The organism is Rhodoferax antarcticus ANT.BR, assembly GCF_001938565.1.
GTDB lineage: Bacteria > Pseudomonadota > Gammaproteobacteria > Burkholderiales > Burkholderiaceae_C > Rhodoferax > Rhodoferax antarcticus.
This window is the reverse complement of the sequence record NZ_MSYM01000007.1, coordinates 123,085-148,091: the sequence shown is the minus strand read 5'-3', so window position 1 is coordinate 148,091 and position 25,007 is coordinate 123,085. Positions and strand designations below refer to the sequence as shown.

The 25,007-nt window shown below is 61.5% G+C and carries 20 protein-coding genes; 6 read left to right on the top strand and 14 right to left on the bottom strand.

Annotation, left to right across the window (positions count from 1 at the left end; translation table 11 throughout):
* Window positions 1-282: 282 nt before the first annotated feature.
* The 5 genes from BLL52_RS03955 to BLL52_RS03935 all read right to left on the bottom strand — a co-directional run bounded on the left by BLL52_RS03955 (window position 283) and on the right by BLL52_RS03935 (window position 4,589).
* Window positions 283-546 carry a hypothetical protein gene (locus BLL52_RS03955; protein ID WP_158025673.1) on the bottom strand — a complete coding sequence of 88 codons (264 nt, stop codon included), beginning with the start codon at window positions 544-546 and terminating at the stop codon, window positions 283-285.
* Window positions 546-1,064, bottom strand: coding sequence for an AI-2E family transporter (locus BLL52_RS03950; RefSeq protein WP_075585414.1), 519 nt, complete (start codon window positions 1,062-1,064; stop codon window positions 546-548). Before BLL52_RS03950 ends, BLL52_RS03955 begins: the two co-directional genes overlap by 1 nt.
* Window positions 1,061-3,034 (bottom strand): AsmA family protein, encoded by a 1,974-nt coding sequence (locus tag BLL52_RS03945; protein ID WP_083639682.1) that lies wholly within the window; start codon window positions 3,032-3,034, stop codon window positions 1,061-1,063. The genes BLL52_RS03950 and BLL52_RS03945 overlap by 4 nt, the downstream gene beginning before the upstream one ends.
* 180 nt (window positions 3,035-3,214) lie before the next feature.
* A complete protein-coding gene (locus BLL52_RS03940) occupies window positions 3,215-3,847 on the bottom strand; it encodes a response regulator (RefSeq protein ID WP_075585412.1) in 633 nt (210 codons plus the stop codon).
* 469 nt (window positions 3,848-4,316) lie between these two features.
* Window positions 4,317-4,589, bottom strand: a complete 273-nt coding sequence (locus BLL52_RS03935; protein ID WP_075585411.1) for a hypothetical protein — start codon at window positions 4,587-4,589, stop codon at window positions 4,317-4,319.
* Window positions 4,590-4,914: 325 nt separating this feature from the next.
* Here BLL52_RS03935 and BLL52_RS03930 point away from each other — a divergent pair, with 325 nt between their 5' ends.
* Both BLL52_RS03930 and BLL52_RS03925 read left to right on the top strand, forming a co-directional pair.
* Window positions 4,915-7,323, top strand: coding sequence for a catalase (locus tag BLL52_RS03930; RefSeq protein ID WP_075585410.1), 2,409 nt, complete (start codon window positions 4,915-4,917; stop codon window positions 7,321-7,323).
* Window positions 7,324-7,515: 192 nt separating this feature from the next.
* Complete coding sequence (locus BLL52_RS03925) at window positions 7,516-8,016, top strand: hemerythrin domain-containing protein (protein ID WP_320060569.1); 501 nt, start codon at window positions 7,516-7,518, stop codon at window positions 8,014-8,016.
* An 18-nt stretch (window positions 8,017-8,034) separates the two neighbouring features.
* Here the strand turns inward: BLL52_RS03925 and BLL52_RS03920 are convergent, their stop codons facing one another.
* From BLL52_RS03920 to BLL52_RS03910, 3 genes are read right to left on the bottom strand one after another with little or no spacing between them, the layout of a single operon-like run.
* Window positions 8,035-8,952, bottom strand: a complete 918-nt coding sequence (locus tag BLL52_RS03920; RefSeq protein ID WP_075585409.1) for an NAD(P)-dependent oxidoreductase — start codon at window positions 8,950-8,952, stop codon at window positions 8,035-8,037.
* 39 nt (window positions 8,953-8,991) lie between these two features.
* Complete coding sequence (locus BLL52_RS03915) at window positions 8,992-10,128, bottom strand: PilT/PilU family type 4a pilus ATPase (protein WP_075585408.1); 1,137 nt, start codon at window positions 10,126-10,128, stop codon at window positions 8,992-8,994.
* Between the two features lie 39 nt (window positions 10,129-10,167).
* The gene (locus BLL52_RS03910; RefSeq protein WP_075585407.1) at window positions 10,168-11,211 is read right to left on the bottom strand and encodes a type IV pilus twitching motility protein PilT; all 1,044 of its coding nucleotides are present in this window, start codon (window positions 11,209-11,211) and stop codon (window positions 10,168-10,170) included.
* A 36-nt stretch (window positions 11,212-11,247) separates the two neighbouring features.
* On the opposite strand from BLL52_RS03910, the gene BLL52_RS03905 reads away from it, so the two are divergent.
* On the top strand, window positions 11,248-11,940 hold the full coding sequence (locus BLL52_RS03905; RefSeq protein ID WP_075585406.1) for a YggS family pyridoxal phosphate-dependent enzyme: 693 nt from the start codon (window positions 11,248-11,250) through the stop codon (window positions 11,938-11,940).
* Between the two features lie 294 nt (window positions 11,941-12,234).
* Here the strand turns inward: BLL52_RS03905 and BLL52_RS03900 are convergent, their stop codons facing one another.
* From BLL52_RS03900 to BLL52_RS03890, 3 genes are all read right to left on the bottom strand, one after another.
* On the bottom strand, window positions 12,235-13,833 hold the full coding sequence (locus tag BLL52_RS03900; RefSeq protein ID WP_075585405.1) for a sensor domain-containing diguanylate cyclase: 1,599 nt from the start codon (window positions 13,831-13,833) through the stop codon (window positions 12,235-12,237).
* A complete protein-coding gene (locus tag BLL52_RS03895) occupies window positions 13,830-14,405 on the bottom strand; it encodes an ECF transporter S component (protein ID WP_075585404.1) in 576 nt (191 codons plus the stop codon). Before BLL52_RS03895 ends, BLL52_RS03900 begins: the two co-directional genes overlap by 4 nt.
* Before the next feature lie 329 nt (window positions 14,406-14,734).
* Window positions 14,735-15,202, bottom strand: coding sequence for an Lrp/AsnC ligand binding domain-containing protein (locus tag BLL52_RS03890; RefSeq protein ID WP_075585403.1), 468 nt, complete (start codon window positions 15,200-15,202; stop codon window positions 14,735-14,737).
* 305 nt (window positions 15,203-15,507) lie between these two features.
* Here BLL52_RS03890 and BLL52_RS03885 point away from each other — a divergent pair, with 305 nt between their 5' ends.
* The gene (locus tag BLL52_RS03885; protein WP_075585402.1) at window positions 15,508-18,681 is read left to right on the top strand and encodes an L-glutamate gamma-semialdehyde dehydrogenase; all 3,174 of its coding nucleotides are present in this window, start codon (window positions 15,508-15,510) and stop codon (window positions 18,679-18,681) included.
* A 150-nt stretch (window positions 18,682-18,831) separates the two neighbouring features.
* Here the strand turns inward: BLL52_RS03885 and rocF are convergent, their stop codons facing one another.
* From rocF to BLL52_RS03870, 3 genes are all read right to left on the bottom strand, one after another.
* Window positions 18,832-19,755: an arginase gene (gene rocF, locus BLL52_RS03880; protein ID WP_075585401.1), complete on the bottom strand. Its 924-nt coding sequence runs from the start codon at window positions 19,753-19,755 to the stop codon at window positions 18,832-18,834.
* A 54-nt stretch (window positions 19,756-19,809) separates the two neighbouring features.
* Window positions 19,810-21,357, bottom strand: coding sequence for a methyl-accepting chemotaxis protein (locus BLL52_RS03875; RefSeq protein WP_075585400.1), 1,548 nt, complete (start codon window positions 21,355-21,357; stop codon window positions 19,810-19,812).
* 160 nt (window positions 21,358-21,517) lie between these two features.
* Window positions 21,518-21,967 (bottom strand): Lrp/AsnC family transcriptional regulator, encoded by a 450-nt coding sequence (locus BLL52_RS03870; protein WP_075585586.1) that lies wholly within the window; start codon window positions 21,965-21,967, stop codon window positions 21,518-21,520.
* A gap of 148 nt (window positions 21,968-22,115) precedes the next feature.
* Here BLL52_RS03870 and BLL52_RS03865 point away from each other — a divergent pair, with 148 nt between their 5' ends.
* Window positions 22,116-23,210, top strand: a complete 1,095-nt coding sequence (locus BLL52_RS03865; protein ID WP_075585399.1) for a saccharopine dehydrogenase family protein — start codon at window positions 22,116-22,118, stop codon at window positions 23,208-23,210.
* Window positions 23,211-23,340: 130 nt separating this feature from the next.
* On the top strand, window positions 23,341-24,828 hold the full coding sequence (amaB, locus tag BLL52_RS03860) for an L-piperidine-6-carboxylate dehydrogenase (RefSeq protein ID WP_406681849.1): 1,488 nt from the start codon (window positions 23,341-23,343) through the stop codon (window positions 24,826-24,828).
* Window positions 24,829-25,007: the final 179 nt, after the last annotated feature.

Sequence of the window (25,007 nt, the reverse complement as noted above, 5' to 3'; positions counted from 1 at the left end):
GCCGCCGTCACCCTCACAGGGCAGCCAATAACATCGTGCCCGCTGCCGTAGCTCAGGCGGTCGCTGTTTCGGCCTTCGACGGTTGCCGAAGTGCCTTCTCACGGTCCACTTCCAGGCTTGACGGCTGACTTGGTTGCGATGGCTTTACCACCGAATCTAAAAGGAAAGCGATTTGGTCCACCCCCAAGGTGGCCAAGTCCTGGACGGTGGCCAGCGACTCTGCAGCACACCAAGTCACCAACACGATTTCTGTGTTTGGCCAGCGCCGACGCAGACGCCGACTCATGATGCGCGCCTAAGTCTGTGGCGTGGCACTTCGGGTGCAGAGGTGAATGCGCTGCAGCGGCTGTGCCAACCCCACAACGCGGCCCAAAACACCGCAGAAAGCAGCACCGCCAACGAGGAGACACCGGTGCGGTCGCCATACAACATCGGCTCCACAACGTTGTTGCTCACCAGTTTGGTGGGGTCGCCCCCCATCAAGCGCAGCAGTCGGTCGCGCAGCTCGCGCCAAGGTTGCAGCATCAGAAACAGCAAAATCACCATCAAGCCGGCGCTGGCCACCTGTACGCTACCGTGTTGAGAACTTGCAGTGGCAGCGAACTGACGGCATCGGTATCGACCGCCACCCGCGTCAGTTCTGGCTCACTCTGCGTGTCGAGGCGCAGCTGTTTTTGCGCTGCGGCGATTTCGCCCTCCACCATGCCAAACACCCGCGCCAGCTCAAGGGTGGTGCCCGAAGGCACAAGCGCAGGCCGCAGATCGCGCAGCTTTTGCCGAATGTTGTGGCGGTGGGTGGGCAGCTCTTTGGCCAGGGCGATGACTTGCTGCGCCATCAGCATGCCCGCGCCCAGCAGCAGCGACAACGCCACGACCATCACAGCGACCATCACCACGGTCATCGCCAGCGCGCATGGCACCGACCAGCGGCGCAGCCACGTCACCAAAGGGCCCAGCACGAAGCGCTGCACCCCAGGCATGACCTGAAACACCGTTCCCCGGGCGGGCGGCGCATCAACAGCGTGCGTTTCGCGTTGGCCCGGTGCGAGGCGCCCGGGTGTCATGGTGTTTTGGCCTTCTGTGCCTTGACAGGGGCACAGGGTTCGCTGTTGGGCTTTGCTCCGGTGTCGATGAACGCCAGCAGGGCGGCCGGTGGAGCCAGCGCGCCCAGCACCAGCGCCCCGGCGGCACGCGCGAGCAGACCGCTGGCCTCAGGCCTCACCTGCAGCTGTTTGAGGGTGCCGGTGACGTTGAGCGGTGTGCGCAGCGAAAAGGGCGAGAAGTCCTTGGGGTCGGCGACCACGCGCAACTGCAGCGTCTCGGTCTTGAGGCTGGCGCCGCCCTGGATGTACAGCGTGCTATCTTTGTTGTCGAGCACCGCGTGGCGCGTCTTGACCACGCCGTCTTGAATTACCGCCTCCGCCCGGGCGCAGTTCAAGCGCAGCGGCGCGTCGCCCGCAATCAGCATACCGAGCGCCTGTGCGGCATCCAGCCCAATGGCTTCGGTGACCAATTGCGAAATCTCGCCGTTGACCAGATCCAGCGTCAGCCGACCATTGCCACTGCCCAAAATGTCAGCCACGCTGTTGCCCTGACCAGTGAGTGACAGCTTGGCGTTCAGCGTGCCGCTCAGGTAGGCGGGGGAGTCGTCTGGCAACGACGCAGCGCCTTTGTTTAGCGCGCGTATCCAGCGCTGCAGATCGACCTCGGCAAGCCGCAGCGCCGCCTCCCATTGGGGCGGGCGCTGGTTGGCCTGCAGGCGGGTCGATCCCGTTAGGAGACCGCCGGCCACTCGCGCGCTGAGGCCAGATAGATCGAGTCGGCTGTTTACCAGCGTGAGGTGGACCTTGAGATCGGTCATTGGGGCAATGCTGGGCGTGCCGAAATCGAGCTGTGCCAAATCCACCCGCACATTGGCATTCATTTGCGCCAAGCTGGGCAGGTCGAAGGTTTTGTCGGGCAGCACACGGCTGGCATCGCGCGGCGGCTGGTCAGCGCCGATCGCCGGGGCCAAATCGGCGATGGCCAGGCGTCGCCCTCCCACACGGCCCGCCAGCGTCGGTGGGATGGTGGCCGTGTTGTATTGCATCGCCGCGGTGAGCGAACTGCTACCCACCGTGGCGTCATCTGTCACCAGCGACCACACCTTGCCTTCGCGGGCGATGCGCCCGCGCATGCGATACGCCGGGGTATCGGGCAGGGCGAGGCCCAACGGTTTGCCGCTGGTGCCCAGCGAAGCCCCGCGCAAGGTGAGTGTTCCGCGCATGACTTGACCGGCCCAGAGCGCGCCGGTGGCACCGTCAAAATCAAGCTGGGTGCTGCCAACGCCTCCGCTCAAGCGCAGCGGCGTCAACGCTGAGTTGTCTTCGGTCTGCATCAGCAGCGGCAGATTGGGGCCTGCCTGCGCCTCCAGTTTCACTGCCGCTCCCTGGTAGCGGCCACTGGCAGTGGCGCGCCAGGGCAGGGGCGTGTCGGGCTCGCTGCTTTGTGTAATGCGCACCTGGAGGTCAATGTTCAGCGGCTCGTCGCGATAGACGATGGTGCCGGCGTTGAGCACCAAGGTCTCGATTTGCGGCAGTACGGTGGCGCTGTCTTCTACATCTGACTCTGAGCGTGCACGCGCCCAACTGGCGTTGCCATTGGCGAGCCGCACCAAGTGAGCGTCAATCTGGTCGGCCTCCACACGCTTTAGCCGCACTGGGGCACCCTGGCGACTGCGCCACAGATCGCTCCAGCGCCATCGCACCACAAAGCCTTCAGCCTGCAACAGATGCGGCACCTTCACCGCCGATGCGCTGCCCATGGTGACGCTGTCCACCGCGATGCCGGGTTGAATCAGCAGTTGCGCGCGAAAATCACCCTGCAGTGACACGCTGGAGTCGGTGAGTTTCGAAAGCTGCTGCGCCAACGGAGCGCGCAAAAATGGCCAGCCTGCCAGCTCCCCTAGGGCAACCAAGCCCAGCAGCACTGCGGCGGTGATGCTGAAAATTCGCAGTGGCTTAGAACGCGGCAATGAACGAGAGATGAACGTCATGGTCTGATTGGGCAACTTGGCGGAGGTTGCCCGCGTTAAGTGGGTTAGCTTTCATGCTCGCCTCCCATCTCTATTGATGGCGTCAGCAGACCCCGTGGCTGCTTGTAGGACGGGAGCACATTCTCTGGAAGCCGACGGTGTGTGCCCGCGCCATGCCTGCCAGACGATGGTGGCGCTGATTTACTGGATCAACCCGTGGGTCATCGCGTAGTAGGTGAGGTCGCTGTTGCTGGTTAGCTTGAGCTTCTCCAGCACCCGGGTCCGGTAAGTGCTCACCGTTTTGACGCTCAGGAAGATGGCTTCTGCCATGTGGCCCACCGTCTCCCCCTTGGCCAGCCGCAGGAACACTTGCAATTCGCGCTCGGACAGCAACTCATGAGGTAGGCGCTCCAGGCCGCCGGCCATGCCCTCGGCCAGAAGCGTGGCCACCGCTTGGCTAATGTATTTGCGCCCCATCGACACGGTGCGGATGGCTCGGATGATTTCCTCCGGATCGCATTCCTTGTTGAGGTAGCCGCTGGCACCTTGGCGCAGCAGCGTGGCGGCGTAATGCGCTTCTGGAAAGCCGCTGAGGATTAGCACCGACAGCGCGGGGAAGCGGGCCTTGATCGCCTTGAGCGCATCCACACCGCTTTGATCGGGCATGGAGATGTCCATCAGCAAAACATCGACCTCTCCCTTGCGCGCCAGCGCCAGCGCGTCAGCGCCATTGCTGCCTTCCCCGGTGACGCGCACATCCACATGCTCGGACAAAAATTGCTTGAGTCCGGTGCGGACCATGGCGTGGTCGTCGACGATGCCAACTCGAATCATGTGACCCCCTCGTTGTCTGTGTGGTGTATGGGCCGGTGCTGTGCCGGTATCTGAAACCTTCGCGGCGACTGTAGCGCAGTCTGTCTGACAGTGGTGTAAGACGGCGCCTACAGTTGTCTGACGGTGCGCGACGCAGCCGCATGCTTAGATGCTGTTACCCGGGTAGGGCGCGGGTCATCAGATACGTCCTACCTGGAGTGGCGAAACGGTCCGACACATGCCGTGCGCCGCTCTGCGCATATTGAGTGAAGACCCACCAACCTGCTCGATGCAGCGTCCACCCCGAAGGGAGAACAATTTGGATCAATGGATTTCTGCTCTGCAGTGGCCGGCCATGCTGGTTACCGTGTCCGCCTCCTGGTTTGTCGCGTCGTCTTCGCGCACCCGGCGCCACGTCGGGTTCTGGCTCTTTCTGCTGAGCTGCCGCTCGCTCAGCGCAACTTGGGGCGTGCAGGTGGCGCGCTTGGCGTCAAGGCTTGGTTTTTTCCTGCTTGTGGGAGGGAAATTCTTGGCGGGCAAGCTCGGTGACAACGGGTGTGCGCCCGGTGTCCTGCTGGCCGTGCGCAATATCGCGCGCAGCTTGCTTGATCCGATCATCCGCGGTGCCCGGATGGCTGTCGCTGGATTCGTCGCGCTCGTGTGGCAGACGCGGCACGGGTTGGCCGTGCCGACTCGGCAGGGTCAGACCCTTATCTGCGTCGCCGCGTCGGCCTTCGGCGCCAGCCGCAGGAATCTTTGCCATTAGATGAGCCAAAAAATCAACAGCGCAAACGCCGGCACGCCCAGCAGCCATGCAATGAAATACTTGCCCATACTCTTTCTCCTTGAAGTGGTTGAACGACGCTTGATTCGAATGAAGCCAGCCGCGTTGTCAAGGACTTCAGTTTGCAGCGAGTACCCGAAGAAGGATGTAGGACGTGGCCCCGACGCTATGCAGTGCGTTTGTGTCACATAGTCCCAGCGCCGTTGGAACCTCGTTTCGAGGTGGCGTCCTACGCCTGCGTGGCAGTGTGCGGCCTAACCTTGCTCCCTGGCAATCCTGCCGACACAACCCATGAGCGACAACCATGCCCAAGCTTGATCCCACCTCCAAGAGCAAAGCCCCCGCCAAGGCAGGCGCCCGCAACACCGACAGCGGCCCATCGAACGCTGTTGGTGCGAACGACGACCCGGCGTCCATGAAGATGGCGCACACCCAAGCGCTCGCCGCCGCCATGCCGTTCAACGCCACCAAGGCGTCCGAGCACGGTTTTGACCAAGGTCTGAACCCGCCGCCCGGCAGCAGCGCCACGCCAGAATCGAATCTGCCCGGCGGCAGCACGCTGACTGAAAAAAACGCCTCGAACAAAACTGGCGAGCCACCGCCGCCAGGGGTCAACGCGGGTACCCGCAGCCTGGAGTGCGTGCGGTCTGATGCCACCGGCCAGATGCTCACCACCAACCAGGGCGTGCGCATCGCCGACAACCAGAACTCGTTGAAGTTGGGCGTGCGCGGGCCGGCACTGCTGGAAGATTTCATCTTGCGCGAGAAGATCACCCACTTTGACCACGAGCGCATCCCTGAGCGCATCGTCCACGCACGGGGCTCAGGAGCGCACGGCTATTTCGAGAGTTACGGGCCGCTTAGCCACCTCACCAAAGCTGCACCGTTCAAGGAGGGGGGGAAGATTACACCGGTGTTCGCGCGCTTCTCCACCGTGGCTGGCGAGCGTGGCTCCAAAGACACGGCACGCGATGTGCGCGGCTTCGCGGTGAAGTTCTACACCGACGAAGGCATCTGGGATCTTGTGGGCAACAACATGCCGGTGTTCTTCATCCAGGATGCCATGAAATTCCCCGACCTGGTGCATGCCGTCAAGCCCGAGCCGCACCACGCCATGCCGCAGGCCGCATCTGCTCACGATACCTTCTGGGACTTCGTGAGCCTCATGCCTGAGTCCACCCACACGCTGATGTGGCTGATGTCAGACCGCGCCATCCCGCGCAGTTTCGCCACTATGCAAGGCTTTGGCGTGCATACCTACAAGCTGGTCAATGACGCGGGCGAGGTGTCGTTCGTGAAGTTCCACTGGGAGCCGAAATTCGGCACCCATTCCCTGGTGTGGGATGAAGCGGTAAAAATCTCTGGCGCCGATCCCGACTACCACCGGCGCGACCTGTGGGAGCGCATTGAGGCCGGCGCCTTCCCCGAATGGGAGCTGGGCTTTCAGGTGTTCTCTGAAGAGGAGGGCGCGGCCTTCAGCTTCGACATCCTGGATGCCACCAAGATCGTCCCAGAAGAGCTGGTGCCGGTGCAGAAGGTCGGGCGCATGGTGCTCAACCGCAACCCCGACAACTTTTTTGCCGAGACTGAGCAAGTGGCCTTTTGCGTCGCCCATGTGGTGCCTGGCATCGACTTCTCCAACGATCCCTTGCTGGCGGGGCGCATCCACTCCTATGCAGATACGCAGATCTCGCGCCTAGGTGGCCCCAATTTCCACGAGATTCCCATCAACGCACCGCTCGCGCCGGTGCACAACAACCAGCGTGACGGCATGCACCGCCAGTCGATTGCGCGTGGGCGCGTGTCCTACGAGCCGAACTCGTTGGGCGGCGGCTGTCCGTTCCAGGCGGGTGCCGCCCACGGCTTTGTGACCGTCCCCGAGAAACTCCAGGCCAAAGAGGAGCAGGCCAAGGTACGGGCGAAACCCGAAAAGTTTGCTGACCACTACACCCAGGCCACGCTGTTTTTTGACAGCCAGACCCCGGTGGAGCAGGCGCACATTGCGGCAGCGTTTCGCTTTGAGCTGTCTAAGGTGCAGGTGCCTGCGATCCGCGAGCGCATGGTGTCTTCGTTGCGCAACGTCTGCGAACCACTGGCGAAGCGCGTGGCCGCCGGGCTGGGCATCAAAACGCTGCCTGATGCCATGCCCAAGGCTCTGGAGCAGCCGCCCACACCGGAGGTCACGAAGTCACCCACGCTGTCGCTCAAAGCCCGGCCGGGCGACGGCTCGATCACGGCCCGCAAGGTCGCTATCCTTGTCGCTCCCGGCATCGTCGGCCAGACCGCCCTCGACGTGCACGCCGCCCTGTTCGCAGAAGGCGCCGTCCCACGTTTTGTGGGCCCCCACATCGGAGCGATAGAAACTGCTGACGGCGTGGCATTGGAGGCCGACGCGTCGTTTGAAAACGAGCCGGGCTTTTTATTCGATGGTCTGGTGCTGCCCGATGGTGCTGACGGCGTCGACGAACTCGCGTCCTTGGGCCAAGCGATGGATTTCGTGACCGATCAATACCGACACGCCAAGCCCATCATGGTGATGGGCGCCTCGGCCATGCTGCTTGATCAGGCGGATATTTCCGTCGATCTGCCCAACGGACAAGCCGATCCGGGCATCGTGGTCGACGACGGCACGGGCACGGCGACGCAGACGTTCGTCAAAGCGCTGGCGGCCCACCGGCACCCCGAGCGCGAGACGGATCCACCCGTGTTGTGAGCGCCCGCAGCGACCTGAGGACGATGGCTTGGCGCACCGAATGTGTTTTAGCCCCATCCTCCCTGTTTTTGAGAACAGCGCTGTTTCCCTACAACCTCTTGAGATCGCGTCTGACAAAACCCAAAGGCTGCTGGAGCGACGATGTACTGGCCGATTGTCGGCGCAGCATTCACATTCTTTAAGGAGTAACCCATGACGACCATGCCCAGAACCGTGACCAAGAAAACTGCCGCCCGCAAGACCGCCTCCAAAGCCCAGGACGCTACGACCATGCTGCGTGCCGACCACAAACTGGTCAGCGGTTTGTTTGAAGATTTTGAGAAGGCGCGCTCACCCGAGAAAAAGAAGGCCATCGTGGCAAAGATCTGCACCGAGTTAAAGGTGCACACCCAACTTGAAGAAGAGATCTTCTACCCCGCGTTCAAAGAGGCGCTGAAAGACCACGAACTGGTGCCCGAAGCGCACGTGGAGCACGATTCTGTGAAAGCGCTGATTGCCCAAGTGGAAGGCGTCGAGCCCGACGGCGAGATGTTTGACGCCAAGTTGAAAGTGATGGGCGAGTTCGTCAAGCACCACGTCAAGGAAGAGCAAACGCAGATGTTTCCCAAGGCGAAGAAAAGTGCGCTGGACCTGCGCGAGCTGGGTCGCCAGATGCAGGCCCGCAAGCGGGTGCTGATGGCAGAGCGCGCTTGACCCGCCGTTGCTGGCGCCCTACTTCAGCCGTTTAATCAGGCTAGAGGTGTCCCAGCGATTGCCGCCCATCTGCTGCACATCGGCGTAAAACTGGTCCACCAGCGCGGTCACGGGAAGTTTGGCGCCATTGCGCCGGGCTTCGTCCAGCACCAGGCCGAGGTCCTTGCGCATCCAGTCCACCGCAAAGCCAAAGTCAAATTTTCCCGCCACCATGGTCTTGCCACGGTTGTCCATCTGCCAGCTTTGCGCAGCGCCCTTGCCGATCACGTCAAGCACCTGGGCCATGTCCAGCCCGGCGCGCTCGCCAAAAGCAATCGCTTCTGACAAGCCTTGCACCAGGCCAGCGATGCAGATCTGGTTGACCATTTTGGCCAGCTGCCCGGCGCCGCTGTCGCCCAGCAGCGTGAACGCCCTGGAGTAGGCCATGGCCACCGGCCGGGCGGCTTCAAACGCCGCCTTGTCGCCACCACACATGACTGTCAAAGCGCCGTTTTGCGCGCCCGCCTGACCGCCTGATACCGGCGCATCGACAAAATGCAGGCCGAGTGCTTGCGCGGCGGCGTAAAGCTCGCGGGCCACGTTGGCTGACGCGGTGGTGTGGTCTACCAGCACCGCGCCCGCTTGCATACCGGCAAACGCACCATCCGGGCCCAGCACCACACTGCGCAGGTCATCGTCATTGCCTACGCAGCAAAAGACCAGCGTGGCGCCTTGCATTGCCTGGCGTGGTGTCTCGGCGTAAGTTAAGGCATCAAATTGGCCTCTAGCCCCCGTGCATTCTGCGCACCATGCTATTGATTTAGAGGTTGTTCGGTTGTACACGGTGACTTGGTGCCCGGCGCGCGCCAGGTGGCCGGCCATCGGGTAACCCATCACACCCAGGCCCAAAAAGGCGACGTGTTGCGCGGGCGTGGGGTCGTAGCTGGTGCGGGTCATGCGTTGGCGTCCTGGGCAGTCATGTCAAAGGTGATCGCGTTAAATGATCGTGATGCTCTCGGTGCCGGCAGCTAGATTGCTGCTGCGCCCGCGCTTGCTGTTGAGCTTGATTTGCAGCCGCAAATCGTTGACCGAATCGGCGTTACGCAGCGCGTCTTCATAAGTGATGGTGCTTTCTTCATAAGCCGTGAACAGTGACTGGTCAAAGGTCTGCATACCGATGTTGGTGCTCTTTTTCATGACCTCCTTGATCTCGAGGACCTGGCCCTTGAAGATCAGGTCGGAAATCAGCGGCGAGTTGATCATGATCTCCACCACCGCTGTGCGGCCCTTGCCGTCGGGTTTGACGATCAAACGCTGCGAAACCATGGCTTTCAGGTTGAGCGACAAGTCCATTAGCACCTGCTGCCTGCGCTCTTCGGGGAAGAAGTTGATGACCCGGTCGATGGCCTGGTTGGTGCTGTTGGCGTGCAGCGTGGCCAGGCACAGGTGGCCGGTTTCGGCAAAGGCGATGGCCAGTTCCATGGTTTCACGGTCGCGAATTTCGCCCATCAAAATCACATCTGGGGCCTGGCGCAAGGTGTTTTTCAGCGCCGCTTCCCAGCTGTCGGTGTCGATGCCGACCTCGCGTTGGGTCACGACGCAGTTTTTGTGCGCGTGGACGAACTCGATTGGGTCTTCCACGGTGATGATGTGGCCGAAAGTGGTCTCGTTGCGCCAGTCGACCATCGCCGCCAGCGTGGTGGTTTTGCCTGAACCAGTGGAGCCCACCAGAATGCACAGACCGCGTTTGGTGTTAACGATGTCTTTCAGGATTTGCGGCATTTTCAGGCCGTCAATAGTGGGCAGCTTGCTGGGGATCGTCCGCAACACCATCCCTACCTTGCCCTGCTGCATGAAGGCGTTGACCCGAAAGCGCCCCAGCGTGGGCGGTGAGATGGCAAAGTTGCACTCTTTGGTGCGCTCAAACTCGGCTATCTGGCGGTCGTTCATGATGGCGCGTGCCAGCGCAATGGTGTGCGTGCCGTTCAGCGGCTGCGGCGACACCTTGGTAACCTTGCCGTCCACCTTGATGGCGGGCGGTAGTTCAGCGGTGAGAAACAAATCACTGCCGCCGCGGCCCACCATGAGCTTGAGCAGGTCGGTGATGAATGAGGTGGCCTGATCGCGTTCCATGAAAAACCTCTCTAAATGACAAGCGTGGGGGCCATTGCTCTAGCCGGGGAAGTTTTCGGGAATCTTGGCCTTGGTGCGGGCCTCCGCCGGGGTGATGATGCTGCGGCGCACCAGGTCGGTCAGGTTCTGGTCCAGCGTTTGCATGCCCACGCTGTTGCCGGTCTGGATGCTTGAATACATCTGCGCCACCTTGGCTTCGCGGATCAGGTTGCGAATCGCGCTGGTGCCAAGCATGATCTCGTGCGCGGCCACCCGGCCTTGGCCGTCCTTGGTTTTGCACAGGGTTTGCGAGATCACCGCCTGCAGCGACTCGCTCAACATGGCGCGCACCATTTCTTTTTCTTCCGCCGGAAACACGTCAATGATCCGGTCAATGGTCTTGGCAGCACTGCTGGTGTGCAGCGTGCCAAACACCAGGTGGCCGGTTTCAGCGGCGGTCATGGCCAGGCGAATGGTTTCCAGATCGCGCATTTCACCCACCAGAATCGCGTCAGGGTCTTCGCGCAGAGCCGAGCGCAGGGCGGCGGCAAAACTTTGCGTGTGTGGCCCGACCTCGCGCTGGTTGATCAGGCACTTTTTCGACTCATGCACGAATTCAATCGGGTCTTCTACCGTCAGGATGTGGCCAAACTCGTTTTCGTTGAGGTAGTTCACCATGGCTGCCAGGGTGGTCGATTTGCCTGAGCCGGTGGGGCCGGTCACCAGCACCAAGCCGCGCGGCTTCATGGCCAGGTCGGCAAAGATCTTCGGGCAATTGAGCTGCTCCAGGGTCAAAATCTTGCTCGGAATGGTCCGGAACACGGCACCGCAGCCGCGCTGCTGGTTAAAAGCGTTGACCCGAAAGCGTGCCAAGCCCTCAATCTCGAACGAGAAGTCGATCTCCAGAAAGGCTTCGTAGTGTTTGCGCTGCGCGTCGTTCATGATGTCGTACACCATGCCGTGCACCTGCTTGTGGTCCAGCGGCTCCACATTGAGGCGGCGCACGTCGCCATGCACACGGATCATGGGCGGTAGACCGGCCGACAGATGCAAGTCGGATGCCTTGTTTTTGACGCTGAAAGCCAGCAACTGGGTGATATCCACAAAACCCCCGAGATTGTTTGTTACGCTAAAGCAATTATGACCATGATTCCTAAGCAGTTGAAGGCCGTGCAGGCCCGCATTCACGCCGCCTGCCAAGCAGCAGGGCGGGCTGACGATTCCGTCACACTTTTGGCGGTCTCCAAAACCTTTGACGCCGACGCGGTGCTGGCCGCCTTTGAGGCCGGACAGACGGCGTTTGGTGAAAACTACATTCAGGAAGCGGTGCAGAAAATCACCGCGCTGCGTAATCTGCCGCTGGTGTGGCACTGCATCGGCCCGATTCAGAGCAACAAGACGCGCTTGGTGGCCGAGCATTTTGACTGGGTGCACACCGTGGACCGCCTGAAAATTGCCCAGCGCCTGAGCGAGCAGCGCCCAGCGCATTTGTCGGCGCTGCAGGTGTGTATTCAGGTGAATGTCGATGGCGGCCCCACCAAGTCTGGCGTGACCCCTGAAGACGCGCTGGCATTGGTTCAGGCGGTGAAAGCGTTGCCGCGCCTGCAGGTGCGCGGGCTGATGTGCATTCCTGAGCTTGCTACTGATTGTGTAGCTGCTTGCGCTTTATTTAAAAGGGCTAGAGACCTATTTGATGCATTAAACGCGGAAGGATTGACGCTGGATACCTTGTCGATGGGCATGAGTGCGGATCTGGAAGCGGCGATTGCCTCGGGCAGCACCATGGTGCGTGTTGGCTCGGCAATTTTTGGGGCGCGTCACTATCCGGCTTGATTCAGTTTGTTTTTGTAGTCAGCTTTTGCAGGCTGGTCAGGGTGGCTTTTTAGGTGTGCGCGGGCGAGCGCGCTGAGTCTTTGGCAGTTCCGGCGCATCGCAGCCCGTCAGCCTGATCCACACAACGGCCCAAACTTTCCATGAACGCACGCCGTCATTGCGAACGCAGTGAAGCAATCCATGACTTCCAACAGCTTGGAGTGCCGCGTTGCGCTGGCAGTGACGGCTGGGTTTTCATGTTCTGGGGTGGCATCAAGGTCTTGAAAGTTAAGCAAACCGGTATGGGTGTGGTGGTTAATTGGCGAGTGGCGGGGGGTAGGCTTGGCAAACCCGGTTGCGGCCGGTGTTTTTGGCTTGGTAGAGGGCGGTGTCGACGCGCTTGAGCAGGTCGTCGATGTGGGTGTCGTTGGGCTGGGTGCTGGTTACCCCCATTGAGACGGTGATCTGAATGTGCTGGCCCTCGGGCAAAGTGACGGTTGTGTTGGCCAACGCCAGCCGCAGGCGCTCGGCCACCTGCAGTGCATCGGTCAGCGCGGTGTCGGGCATGAAGATCGCAAACTCTTCTCCCCCGATGCGCGCCAGAATGTCGGTTGCCCGGTTGGCCGATTGCGCCACGTGGCTCATGGCTTTCAAGACCTCGTCACCGGACAAATGGCCGTAGGTGTCATTGACCCGCTTAAAAAAATCAATGTCAATCATCACCAAAGCGGCTTCACACCCTAACCGTTTGCGCCGGCTCAGCTCGTGCTGGGTTTTGTCGTAAAAATCCCGCCGGTTGCTCAAGCCGGTCAGGGTGTCGGTGCGTGCGAGCAGGTCGGTTTGCTTTTGCAGGGTCTCTAGGGCTTGGGTTCGCTCAGCGACTTTTTGCTCCAACTGGCGGTTGATCTCCCGGGTGGCCTGCAAATACTTCAGCTCGGCCGCTTCCTTGGCCTTTTTGTCACTGATGTCAGACACCAAGCATTCATGGTAAAGCACCTCGCCACGGATGCTGCGCACCGGCTCCACCGATACCTCGCACCAGCGAACTTCACCCAGCCGGCAGCGCAAGAGCAGCTCCATGCCCGGCCCAGCCACCGCACGCGCTGCGATGTGCTGGATGTGCGTCAGCAGGTCGTTGCTGCGCACAAACACCTCGGCCTCGCCCAGCAACGCTTTCTTCGACGCATACCCCAGTGTGCTGGCTAAAACCGAATTCACATTAAGCAAGCGGCCGTCTGGGCTAATTTGGAAATATCCCTGAATGTTGTCCTCGTAAAACCGAGAAAACAGCAGATTCACGATCAGGGCCAGCATCAGCAGGGTGAGCAGCAAAAAAACGATGATCATGCTGGTTAAGTAAAAAAACTGGTTTTTATAGGCCGATACGTCGTACATGTAGTCGATGTAAGCCACCCGCTGGCCCGTAACCTGCACGGGGGTGGAGTAAACCACCAAGGCGTAAACCCGGGGCGGATCGGTCAGGTAGATGTTTTCTTCTGACCAGCTTTGTTGCTCACGCGTGACCCGGGGCGCGGGGAACTTGGCATCGACCGATTCCGACGTAAAACTGCTGTCATTGAACAGGTGCAGCAGCGGCTTTCCTTGCGCGTCGTAGAGCCGAATAAACAAAAATTCTTCCAACTTCAGCACATCACCCAAGCCCGACATCGGGACAGCATCAGCATCAGCATCAGCATCAGCATCAGCATCAGCATCAGCAGTCTGCGCTAGGGCCAAAAACCTGGCCTGATTGAGCTGGTGGAAGATGCCAACGGATTTTTTTAGCTTGTCAACGGTGCTGTGATAGAGCGCGTTTTGATGGGTCACCAAGGTCACCCCAAACACGGTCACCAGCGTCAAAAACCCCAGCACGATATAGCTGTTGATGCGTACCCGTAGGTCACTGAGCTTCATGTGTCGGCTTGCCTGACTTTACCCAATGCCACCTGCAGTGCCCGCCAAACCAGGGTCAGCAACAGGGTGCCGATGGCAGCGACGCTCACCTCCAGAACGAAATGTTTTGTCGCCACGTTGATGGCCACATCGGCACTGAAATAACCCCGCCACACCGCTGCCGACAGCACCAAAACGGTGTTGGTCAGGGTACCGGCCACGGCGGCAGCCAACACCGCCACATGCTCACCCCAGCGCACGCTCCGGCTGAACACAGCGCCGGCCACCAGTCCGACCACGATCCGCGGTGGCAGCGACACCCAAACGTCAGCAAACACCGCCACATCAGACTGCGCTGCATACACCATGGCTGACAAGCCAAAAACACCCCCCACCACCGCACCCACCCACCAGCCTCCCAATATGCCAGCCAGAATGGTCGGCAAATGAATGATGGTGATCCAACTGCCCGACGTGGGCAGAATGATGTAGCCGTGGCCTGAAAACGTCAGGTAAACCGACACCAGCGACAAAGTGGCGGCAATAAAAAAATGCTGGGGCCTCGGGCTGGCAGAAAGTGATGTCGCAGACATGAGTAGAGTATTGCACGCGCCCGGTGGATGTTCTGTGACGAGCATGGAAGGGGCCAGGCTCGAATTGAATGCAGCTGTCATTGCGAACGCTGTGAAGCAAACCATGACTTCCAACAGTCTGGACTGCCGCGCTGCGTTGGCTGTGACGGGGACTTTGTTCATCAAAAACTGATCCTGGTTTGAAACCTCCCCCTTCAGGGGGATAGAATTCATTTGGGAGAGGGGTAACCTCTTCCAAATTCGCCCCGTAAGGGGCGTGGATTGAAACATGGTCCGTGTGCGGCATCGGGCTGGATTCAAGGGGTTCGCAATAGCGGTGAAGCTTGGCGCTACAGGGGCAGCTGCGTGGTGCTCTTCACCTCTTCCATCACCGCATAAGTGCGTGTCTCGCGCACACCGGGCAGTTGCCACAACACCGTGCCGGCAAACTCGCGGTAGGCATTCATGTCGGCCATGCGGGTTTTCAGCAGGTAGTCAAAGCCGCCTGCCACCATGTGACATTCCATGATCTCAGAACGCGCCTGAACGGCGGCCTTGAAGGCCTCGAACACGTTGGGGGTGGTTTTGTCCAGCAGCACTTGCACAAACACCATCAGCCCAACGCCGAGCTTCACCGGGTCCAGCCGCGCCTCAAAGCCCTGAATGACACCCTCCTTGGTGAGGCGCTGCACCCGTGCCAGCACCGCGGTGGGTGACAGGGCCACGGTTTCGGCCAGTTTCAGGTTGCTGATGCGCCCGTCTTGCTGCAGCGCTTGCAGAATTTTGCGGTCAATGCGGTCAATGCGGTCAAGTTCCATGCCACGTTAGCCAGTTAGTTGGTCAGTCAGTCAGTCGGCCGGGCCCAGTGCTGGCCAGCCGGGGCAGATTCGCCACCAGCGACACGCCTGCCGCCAGACGCAGCCACAAGGGCCGGGTGTTTCACCGGTTGGGTAGGGATAACAGTAGCTGCATGGATGGATTGTGAGCGGCAAGGGGGTGATCTGTCCAGACCGGCTAAACAGCATTTTTGACGTTTAAGTCACTATTGATGTGGCAAAAAAAAGTTAAATAATCAGTTCCAAAACCGACAACATAGCGTTTTTGTTTGCTACCGGAGACTGTCATGCTGCGCACCCAACGTTTACCCACCCCGTATCGCCCCGAGGTTGATATCGTGACCCAGCGGCTGCAGGCGCTAGAGCGCGCGCTGGACTGGGCCGAGGTGGCTCGCCTGGCCACCCCCTGGGTGCAGGCGGTGCGCAACAACCCGCCGCCTTTTTGGGCCATGGAAAGCCTGCTCAAGGAATACCCGATCAGCAGCGCCGAAGGCCTGGCCCTGATGCGCCTGGCCGAAGCGCTGTTGCGCGTGCCGGATGCCGAAACCGCCATCGCGCTCACCGCCGACCAGCTCGGCCGGGCGGACTTTGAAGGCAGCAGCGACAAGGTGCTGTCGCGCCTGTCAAGCACCGCCATTGCGCTGAGCAAACACTTCTTACCTACTGCCGCCAAAGCCGCACCGACGTCCGAGCCGGGCCTGCTGGCCAAGCTGGGCGCGCGCACCGTGGTGGCCGCCACGCTGCGCGCCGTGCAATTGCTGGGCCGCCAGTTTGTGCTGGGCCAGACCATGGCCGAGGGCATGGCAGAGGCTACGTCTGCCAAGAAAAAGATGCCCAACCTGCGCTACAGCTACGACATGCTGGGCGAAGGCGCACGCACCGACGTCGATGCGTTGGCGCACCTGGCAAGCTACCAGAATGCTATTAAGGCAATAGCTGTCGACGCAGACAGGACGAGGGCTTGCGAGCAAAATGATGGTATATCCATCAAACTCAGCGCACTGCACCCGCGCTACGAATTTGCCCAGGTGGCGCGCGTCATGGCGGAGCTGGTGCCACGCGTTTGGGGTCTGTGCGAGCAGGCAGCACTGGCCAATATCAACCTGACCATCGACGCCGAAGAGGTAGACCGCCTGGAGCTCTCGCTGGAGGTGTTTGAAGCGCTGTCTGCGCTGGTGGCGCAACACACGCCGCAGTGGCGCGGTTTTGGCTTGGCCATGCAGTCGTACCAGACGAATGCGCAGGAGCTGGTGGCGCATGTGATTGCGCTGGCGCGCCAATACAAGCTGCGCTTCATGTGCCGCCTGGTCAAGGGCGCGTATTGGGATGCTGAAATCAAACGCGCGCAGGAACTGGGCCTGCCGCACTACCCGGTGTTCACCCACAAGCACCACACCGACGTGAGCTACCTGGCTTGCGCCAAAGCGCTGCTGGACGCGCCCGATGCCATCTACCCGCAGTTCGCCACGCACAACGCCAGCACGGTCTCAGCCATTTTGCAGATGGCGGAGAAGGTCGGCCCCCACGCTCCACCATTGCACGGGTCGCTGCCCCCCGAGGGGGCGCAACCCGGCTTGGGGCGGCCCGACGCTGGATCAGCCAGCGCCCAGCACAGCGCGGGTGCCGCCCGCTTTGAGCTGCAACGCCTGCACGGTATGGGTGAGGGCGTTTACGGCCAAGTGCTGAAAAACCCGCAGATCGCCTGCCGCATTTACGCCCCGGTGGGCGCGCACAAAGATTTACTGGCCTACCTGGTGCGCCGCTTGCTGGAAAACGGCGCCAACTCGTCGTTTGTGCACCAGCTGGCCGACGAATCGGTGCCCATCAGCGAGCTGCTGGTGTCGCCCCTGCGCCAGGAGCCGCGTGGCGCACTGCCGCTGCCGCCAGATGTGTTTGGATTTCAACGCGCCAACAGCAGCGGGCTGGACCTGAGCGTGCCCGCCATGCGCGAGCCGCTGCTGGCCGCTTACGCGGGGGTGCAGCTGCCTGTGGTGCCAGAGTTTGATGCCAAATTGGTCTCTGGCCCAATAGCTATAAGCGCAAGCTGCTATAAAACATGGAGCGCCGCGCCAGTGGCCCAGCGCGCCGATGTGCTGCGCAAAGCGGCCGACGCACTGCAGGCGCAGCTGCCGCGCTTTTGCGCGCTGCTGGTCAAAGAGGCCTTCAAAACCTGGAACGACGCCATCAGCGAGGTGCGCGAAGCCATCGACTTCCTGCGCTACTACGCCGCGCAAGCCGAGCGCCTCATGCAGCCGCAGATGCTGCCGGGGCTGGAGGGGGACACCCTGCTGGGCATCACCGGTGAGACCAACGAGCTGACACTCACCGGGCGCGGCCCGTGGGTGTGCATCAGCCCGTGGAACTTTCCACTGGCCATCTTCACCGGTCAAGTCGCCGCTGCACTGGCCACTGGCAACACCGTGCTGGCCAAACCCGCCGAGCAAACGCCTGGCGTGGCGCTGGAAGCCGTGAAACTCTTGCACGCCGCTGGTGTGCCCGAAGGCGTGCTGCAACTGCTGCACGGCCCGGGTGAAACCGTGGGTGCCGCGCTGGTGGCCGCGCCTGGTGTGGCGGGTGTGGTGTTTACCGGCAGCACCCAGGTGGCCAAGATCATCAACCGTGCGCTGGCCGCCAAAGACGGCCCGATTGTTCCGCTGATTGCCGAGACCGGCGGCATCAACGCCATGCTGGTCGACAGCACCGCGCTGCCCGAGCAAGTGTGTGACGCGGTGATGCAGTCGGCGTTTCGCAGTGCCGGGCAGCGCTGCTCGGCCTTGCGTCTGCTGTGTGTGCACGAAGACATTGCCGACCATGTGATTGAGATGATCTGCGGCGCCGCGTGCGAACTGGTGGTAGGCGACCCGGCAGACTTGGCCACCGATGTCGGCCCGGTGATCGACCTGGAGGCCTATTCGGGCATTCAGCGTCATCTGACCCGCTTGCGCAGCGAGACCCGTGATGTTCTTGTCGATTATATGAAAAATCGGCCTCTAGCCCTTACAGAACAAGCGCCAGTAGCTATGAATTCAATGGCAAACCTGATTGGCCCGCAAGCCTTTGAGGTGAAACACATCAGCGACCTCAAGGAAGAAATCTTCGGCCCGGTGCTGCACATCGTGCGCTGGGGCGGCGACCCGCTCAAGGTGATTGAGCAGATCAACGCCCTTGGAAGTTCGGCATTGCCGGGTGGTGCCACGCCGGGTTATGGCCTGACCCTGGGCATCCAGACCCGCATCGACAGCCGCGCGCAGCAGCTGGCCCACGCCGCACACATTGGCAACGTTTACATCAATCGCAACCAGATCGGCGCGGTGGTGGGCGTGCAGCCGTTTGGTGGTGAAGGCCTGAGCGGCACCGGCCCCAAAGCCGGCGGCCCGCACTACCTGTTGCGCTTCTGCGCCGAGAAAACCGTCACCATCAACACCACGGCAGCCGGGGGCAATGTGCAGTTGATGGCTTAAGCAGGGCGCTCTGCGGTTTTTGCGCTGCCGCTGGTGCGCGGCAGCGGGCGCATCACGGAGTTGCTGCTGCGATGTAGGCCGGGCAGCACATCAGCCACGCCAGCCCGGCTGGCAAACCCGCATTCCCCGCCGTTCCCCGCCGTTCCCGCCTTACCTGGCACGCTTGCGCATCAGCGTGCTTTTGCCAAACAGTGATTCGATCAAATCCACCGCCACCTCAGCGGTGCGGTTGCGCACATCAAAAGCCGGGTTGAGTTCCATCACGTCCAGCGACGCCAGCCGCCCGGTGTCGGCAATCATCTCCATGCACAGCTGCGCCTCACGGTAGGTGGGCCCGCCGCGCACCGTGGTGCCCACGCCTGGGGCAATGTCGGGGTCAAGAAAATCCACGTCAAAACTCACATGCAGATGCGTGTTGGCATCCACCAGCGCTAGCGCCAGCTCCATGGCGGCGCGCATGCCCATCTCGTCAATGAAACGCATGTCAAACACGTCCAGACCGGCTTCATGCACCAGGCGCTTTTCGCCTTCATCGACGCTGCGAATGCCAATCTGGCGGACCCATTTCGGATTGATGGCGGGCACCTGGCCGCTAAGGCTGGTCAACACCTCAGGCCCATAGCCGCACAGGCAGGCCACCGGCATGCCGTGGATGTTGCCGCTGGGGGTGAGGTGGCTGGTGTTGAAGTCAGCATGGGCATCAAGCCACAAAATGCGCAGCTTTTTGCCTGTGTCGCGGCAATGCCGCGCCACTGCGCTGATCGAGCCCAGACCCAGGCAGTGGTCGCCACCCAGCAAAATCGGCAAGCGATCGAGCTGCAATTCAGCGTACACCGCGTCGTGCACCGACTGGTTCCAGGTGGCCACCTCGTCCAGATGCCGGTAACCGTCCACCGGCGCCAGCCATGGGTTGGGGGGGCCGCTGAGGTTGCCCCGGTCGATCACATCAAGGCCCTGGCTTTGCAGCACCGGGATGATATTGGCCACGCGCAGGGCCTCGGGGCCCATGCTGGCACCGCGGCTGCCTGCGCCAATGTCGGTGGGCGCACCGATGAGGGAAATGGGGTTTTGCATAAGGCCTCCTCCACCTGTGAACAGCCGAGCAGCCGCCCGGCAAAAGGCGCCACTCTACGCTGAAAACACGTTGACGGCTTCCACCAGGTGGGTGGCCTGGTCGCCCAGACCGATGGCGGCGGCGCTACTTTCTTCCACCATGGCAGCGTTTTGCTGTGTCATCTGGTCGAGTTGGGCCACCGCCTGCGCCACCTGCGAAATGCCCAGCGACTGCTCTTTGGAGGCCACGGTGATCTCGCGCATCAGGTCGTTGACACGGTTCACCTGGACGACCACGTCATTCATTGTCTGGCCTGCATCTGCCACCAGCCGGGAGCCGCTCTCCACCTTGGCCACAGAGTTGTCAATCAGCGTCTTGATCTCCTTGGCGGCTGTGGCAGAGCGACCCGCTAGGCTGCGCACTTCGGAGGCCACCACCGCAAAACCGCGCCCTTGCTCACCAGCGCGCGCGGCTTCCACCGCGGCATTGAGCGCCAGGATGTTGGTCTGGAAGGCAATGCCGTCAATCACGCTGATGATGTCGGCGATCTTTCGGCTTGAGGCGGTGATCTGCGCCATGGTGGCTTGCACATTGGCCATGTCCGAGCCGCCCTTGGCTGCCACCTCGGTGGCTTTTTGTGCCAGCTCGCTGGCCTGATGGGCGGTATCAGAGTTTTGCTTGACTGAGGCGGTTTGCTGCTCCATGGCGGCAGCGGTTTCCTCCAGGCTGGAGGCGGCTTGCTCGGTGCGGTTGGACAAGTCGTTAGCGGCCGCTGCAATCTCCTGGCTAGCCACCTGCACGCCGCAGGCTTGCTCCTGCACATCGGCCACCAACGCTTGCAGGTTCAGCCCCGACTGGTTGATGGCGCGGGCGATCAGGCCCACATCGTCGCAGCGGTTAAGGTTCAGGTCGGTGGCCGGCTCACCCGTGGCCACCTGCTGGGCAACTGCCTTGATGTGTTTCAGCGGCGTGGTGATTTGCGCCTCAATGAACGCATCGGCCAGCAGCAGACTGCCCGCCAAGGCAACGCACGCTATCAGCAGCGCGCTTAAGCTCAGGCCGCCGATCGCCAACGCTGCGCCGGTGACCAGCCCAACGCCCAGCAGCGGCAAACGCACGCGCCAGGCGCTGGGCAGCAGTTGCAGGGCACTGGCCCAGCCCATTAGCCCGGTGCGCACGATCAGCCCGCGATGAAAAGCCAGCCCGTTGGCCTTGCCTGCCTTGAAGCGCGCATAAAGTTGCGCGGCCGCCTCGATGTCGTCTGGCTTGGCGTGGGTGCGCACCGACACATAGCCGGTGTGCTGCCCACTGCGCAGCATCGGAGCGGCGTTCGCACATACCCAGTAATGGTCGCCATTCTGGCGACGGTTTTTTACTAAGGCGCGCCATGACTCGCCATCTTTGAGGGTACGCCACATGTCCTCAAAGGCCTCGCTCGGCATGTCGGGGTGGCGTATCAGGTTGTGCGGCTGGCCAATGAGCGCCTGCGCAACGTAACCGCTGGTGCGAACAAAGGCGGCATTGGCGTAGGTGATGTGGCTGTCAACATCGGTGGTGGAGAGCAGGGTCTCATAGGCGGGAAACTGGTATTCCTGCTGGGTTACCGGGAGGTTGATACGCATGGTTTGATGCTCTGTTTCTCTATTTTTCAGGCGGGCGCCTGTTCCAACGACGCACAAAAAATCACCCGTTCAGTGTAGCTAAATGTGTCGTGCCTTCCGGGTATTCAATAAAAGAGATTTGCACGAAACCGACAACATTTTCAGGCTTGTGGCCGATGGCTCAGAGGCGCTCAATCTTCCAGGCCAAGGCCACCGAGGTGGTGGTTTTGACCACGCCTTCCAGGTTGCGAATTTCGTCAAGCAAGCCATTGAGCCGCACCGCAGATTCGCAGCGCAGCAGCAGCACATAGTCAAACTCGCCGCTCACCGCGCACAACTGGCGCACCTCGGGCATGCGCTGCAAGCGCTCTTCGATGCTGCGCCCGGACTTGGGGCTAATGGTCAGGCCAACAAAGGCTTGCAGGCCCTGGTTGAGCATGTCCTGCGCCAGGCGCACGGTGTAGCCGGCAATGATGCCGTCGCGCTCCAGGCGGCTCAAGCGCGACAGGACGGTGGTGCGCGCGGTGCCCAGCTTGCGCGCCAGGTTGGCCGCCGATTCACGCGCGTTGATTTGCAACAGGGCCAGCAGTTCACGGTCCAGCGCGTCGCGCAAGGCCGGGGGTGTAGACATAGCGGGGGTGGTCATGGATGAGCTTGATTGACGTTATGACGAATAAAGCATCATAGTGACATTTCAAACCATGCTTTAGTCAAATCAGATCTCCATTTCTGACACGACTCGCCTCTAGACTAGTGTCAACTCAACCAGGAGAAAAAACATGCGTGTCGTATTAATGGGTGCCGGGCACATTGGTCAAACCATTGCCGCTCTGTTGTCGCAAAGCGGCGACTATGAAGTGAAGGTGGTCGATTGCAGCGTGGTCGCGCTGAAGGCACTGGCTCATCTGCCGGTCAAAACTTCGCTCGTCGACACCTCGCACGTGGGCGAATTGCGCGCCTGCATGGCGGGGTTCGACGCTGTGGTCAATGCCTTGCCTTACCACTTGGCGCTCACGGTTGCCACCCAGGCCAAAGCCGCAGGCTGTCACTACTTTGATTTGACCGAAGACATCGCTGCCACCCGCAGCATCATGGCGCTGGCCGAGGGCGCCGCCACCGTCTTCATGCCGCAGTGTGGGCTGGCGCCGGGTTTCATCAGCATCGTGGCGCATAACCTGAGCCAGAAATTTACCGATCTGCACGAGGTGAAGATGCGCGTCGGTGCGCTGCCCGCCTTTCCCACCAACTCGCTCAAATACAACCTGACCTGGAGCGTGGACGGGCTGATCAACGAGTATTGCCACCCCTGCGAAGCCATCCGCGACGGGCAGGTGACCGAGGTGCTGCCGCTGGAAGGCATGGAGCACTTTTCCCTGGACGGCACCGAGTACGAAGCCTTCAACACTTCCGGTGGGCTGGGCACCTTATGTGACACGCTCAAAGGCCGGGTGCAGACGCTGGACTACAAAACCGTGCGCTACCCCGGTCACGGCGCCATCATGAAAATGCTGCTGCAAGAGTTGGGCATGCAGCACGACCAAGAGAACCTGAAAACGATTTTGCGCAAGTCCATTCCCATGACGATGCAAGACGTGGTACTGGTGTTTGTCACCGTCAGTGGCGAATGCGAGGGCAAGTTCATGCAGGAGGTGTTTGCCCGCAAGATTTTTGCCGACCGCAGTGAGACCAACCCCTTGAGCGCCATCCAGATCACCACCGCTGCGGCCATCTGCGCGGCGGTGGATTTGTTCCGCGAAGGAACATTGCCGCAGAAAGGCTTCATCAAACAAGAGCAGGTGGCCCTGCCCGATTTGCTGGCCAACCGCTTTGGCAGCGCCTACCAGCAGTCGCGCCAGGTGGAGTCGATCGGATAGGGATGACACTCGCTCACTGCCTGCGGCGGTAAGTCGATATTTTTGGTTAAAACAGGCTCTAGCCCTTATCCTATAAGCGCAAGCAGCACCTTATTTGGGAGCATTTATGCACATACCTGTCACTAAATTGATGGCCTCGCTGGGTGTCGCGCCGCAAGCCTTGCGAGCCGGCGATCTGCTCAGCCTGTCTCCGATTGACGGGCAGGCGCTGGCGCAGGTTCACGCCGCTGCGCTGCCCGATGTGGCCAGCGCCGTCGAGCGCGCCCACGCCGCCTACTTGCGCTGGCGGCTGGTGCCTGCGCCGCAGCGCGGCGAACTGGTGCGCCTGCTGGGCGACGAGCTGCGCGCCAACAAGCAAGCCCTGGGTGAACTGGTGACGTTGGAAGTTGGCAAAGTGTCGTCCGAGGGTTTGGGCGAAGTGCAGGAAATGATCGACATCTGCGACTTTGCAGTAGGCCTGTCACGCCAGCTCTACGGCCTGACGATTGCCAGTGAGCGCCCCGGCCACCGCATGATGGAAACCTGGCACCCGCTGGGTGTCGTGGGCGTGATCACCGCCTTCAACTTCCCCGTGGCCGTGTGGGCCTGGAATGCAGCCCTGGCGCTGGTGTGTGGTGACGCGGTGATCTGGAAACCCTCTGAGAAAGCGCCGCTGTGTGCGCTGGCCGTGCAAGCCCTGTTTGAGCGCGCCTGCCAGCGCTTTGGCCAGCCTGAACTCACCCAAGACCTGTGCCAAGTGCTCAACGGCCATGCCGACGTTGGCCAGGCGCTGGTCGACAACCCCAAAGTGGCGCTGATTTCTGCCACCGGCAGCACCCGCATGGGCCGCGCCGTGGGCCAAAGTGTGGCGGCGCGCTTTGGCCGCAGCCTGCTGGAGCTGGGCGGCAACAACGCCATCATCGTCGCCCCCAGTGCTGATCTGGACATGGCGGTGCGCGCGGTCGCCTTTGCCGCTGCCGGCACCGCTGGCCAGCGCTGCACCAGCGCGCGGCGGCTGATCGTGCATGACAGTGTTTACGACGAGTTGGTCGGGCGGCTCAAAAAAGCCTACGCAAGCTTCACCATTGGCCCACCCACCGAGCCCGCGACCTTGCTCGGCCCGCTGATCGACCTGGCCGCGTTTGAGGCCATGCAGCTCGCGCTGACCCAGGCAGCAGGCGGAGGTGGCGTGGTCACCGGCGGTGCGCGCGTGCTGCAAGACCGCTACGCAGACGCGTTTTATGTCTCTGCTGCGTTGGTGGAGATGCCCGCGCAGACTGACGTGGTACGCCATGAAACCTTTGCACCCATCCTGTATGTGCTGAAGTACCAGACGCTGGAACAAGCCATTGCGCTGAACAATGAGGTGCCGCAGGGCTTGTCGTCTGCCATCTTCACCACCGATCTGCGCGAGGCCGAGGCGTTTATGTCCGCTGCCGGGTCTGACTGCGGCATCAGCAACGTCAACATCGGCACCTCGGGCGCCGAGATTGGCGGCGCTTTTGGTGGCGAGAAGGAAACCGGTGGCGGCCGTGAGTCAGGGTCGGACGCCTGGAGGGCCTACATGCGCCGCGCCACCAACACCATCAACTACTCCAGCGCGCTGCCGCTGGCGCAGGGGGTGAGGTTTGATATTTGAGTGCTGAGGTTCAGGTTCGCATCTAGCCTCAGTTAGTCAACGCTGGTTGGCTGGTTGGTCGGCTTTTGGGTGGGACACTGCCCACAGCTCCCGCCCGGCGGCACTGGCTTGGATGCCCCAGCCTTTGCACCGCCCGAGCCCCGAGTTCAAACCGAACCGCTGGCCGACCCGTGCTCCCA

What these genes read in the sequence shown, in the direction of transcription:
- BLL52_RS03865 (WP_075585399.1), top strand. Translation starts at nt 22,116, where the DNA reads ATGCGTGTCGTATTAATGGGTGCCGGGCACATTGGTCAAACCATTGCC.
- BLL52_RS03870 (WP_075585586.1), bottom strand. Translation starts at nt 21,967, where the DNA reads ATGTCTACACCCCCGGCCTTGCGCGACGCGCTGGACCGTGAACTGCTG.
- rocF (WP_075585401.1), bottom strand. Translation starts at nt 19,755, where the DNA reads ATGCAAAACCCCATTTCCCTCATCGGTGCGCCCACCGACATTGGCGCA.
- BLL52_RS03935 (WP_075585411.1), bottom strand. Translation starts at nt 4,589, where the DNA reads ATGGCAAAGATTCCTGCGGCTGGCGCCGAAGGCCGACGCGGCGACGCA.
- BLL52_RS03875 (WP_075585400.1), bottom strand. Translation starts at nt 21,357, where the DNA reads ATGCGTATCAACCTCCCGGTAACCCAGCAGGAATACCAGTTTCCCGCC.
- amaB (WP_406681849.1), top strand. Translation starts at nt 23,341, where the DNA reads ATGGCCTCGCTGGGTGTCGCGCCGCAAGCCTTGCGAGCCGGCGATCTG.
- BLL52_RS03915 (WP_075585408.1), bottom strand. Translation starts at nt 10,128, where the DNA reads ATGGAACGCGATCAGGCCACCTCATTCATCACCGACCTGCTCAAGCTC.
- BLL52_RS03925 (WP_320060569.1), top strand. Translation starts at nt 7,516, where the DNA reads ATGACGACCATGCCCAGAACCGTGACCAAGAAAACTGCCGCCCGCAAG.
- BLL52_RS03895 (WP_075585404.1), bottom strand. Translation starts at nt 14,405, where the DNA reads ATGTCTGCGACATCACTTTCTGCCAGCCCGAGGCCCCAGCATTTTTTT.
- BLL52_RS03945 (WP_083639682.1), bottom strand. Translation starts at nt 3,034, where the DNA reads ATGACGTTCATCTCTCGTTCATTGCCGCGTTCTAAGCCACTGCGAATT.
- BLL52_RS03930 (WP_075585410.1), top strand. Translation starts at nt 4,915, where the DNA reads ATGCCCAAGCTTGATCCCACCTCCAAGAGCAAAGCCCCCGCCAAGGCA.
- BLL52_RS03890 (WP_075585403.1), bottom strand. Translation starts at nt 15,202, where the DNA reads ATGGAACTTGACCGCATTGACCGCATTGACCGCAAAATTCTGCAAGCG.
- BLL52_RS03940 (WP_075585412.1), bottom strand. Translation starts at nt 3,847, where the DNA reads ATGATTCGAGTTGGCATCGTCGACGACCACGCCATGGTCCGCACCGGA.
- BLL52_RS03905 (WP_075585406.1), top strand. Translation starts at nt 11,248, where the DNA reads ATGACCATGATTCCTAAGCAGTTGAAGGCCGTGCAGGCCCGCATTCAC.
- BLL52_RS03900 (WP_075585405.1), bottom strand. Translation starts at nt 13,833, where the DNA reads ATGAAGCTCAGTGACCTACGGGTACGCATCAACAGCTATATCGTGCTG.
- BLL52_RS03950 (WP_075585414.1), bottom strand. Translation starts at nt 1,064, where the DNA reads ATGACACCCGGGCGCCTCGCACCGGGCCAACGCGAAACGCACGCTGTT.
- BLL52_RS03955 (WP_158025673.1), bottom strand. Translation starts at nt 546, where the DNA reads ATGGTGATTTTGCTGTTTCTGATGCTGCAACCTTGGCGCGAGCTGCGC.
- BLL52_RS03920 (WP_075585409.1), bottom strand. Translation starts at nt 8,952, where the DNA reads ATGACCCGCACCAGCTACGACCCCACGCCCGCGCAACACGTCGCCTTT.
- BLL52_RS03885 (WP_075585402.1), top strand. Translation starts at nt 15,508, where the DNA reads ATGCTGCGCACCCAACGTTTACCCACCCCGTATCGCCCCGAGGTTGAT.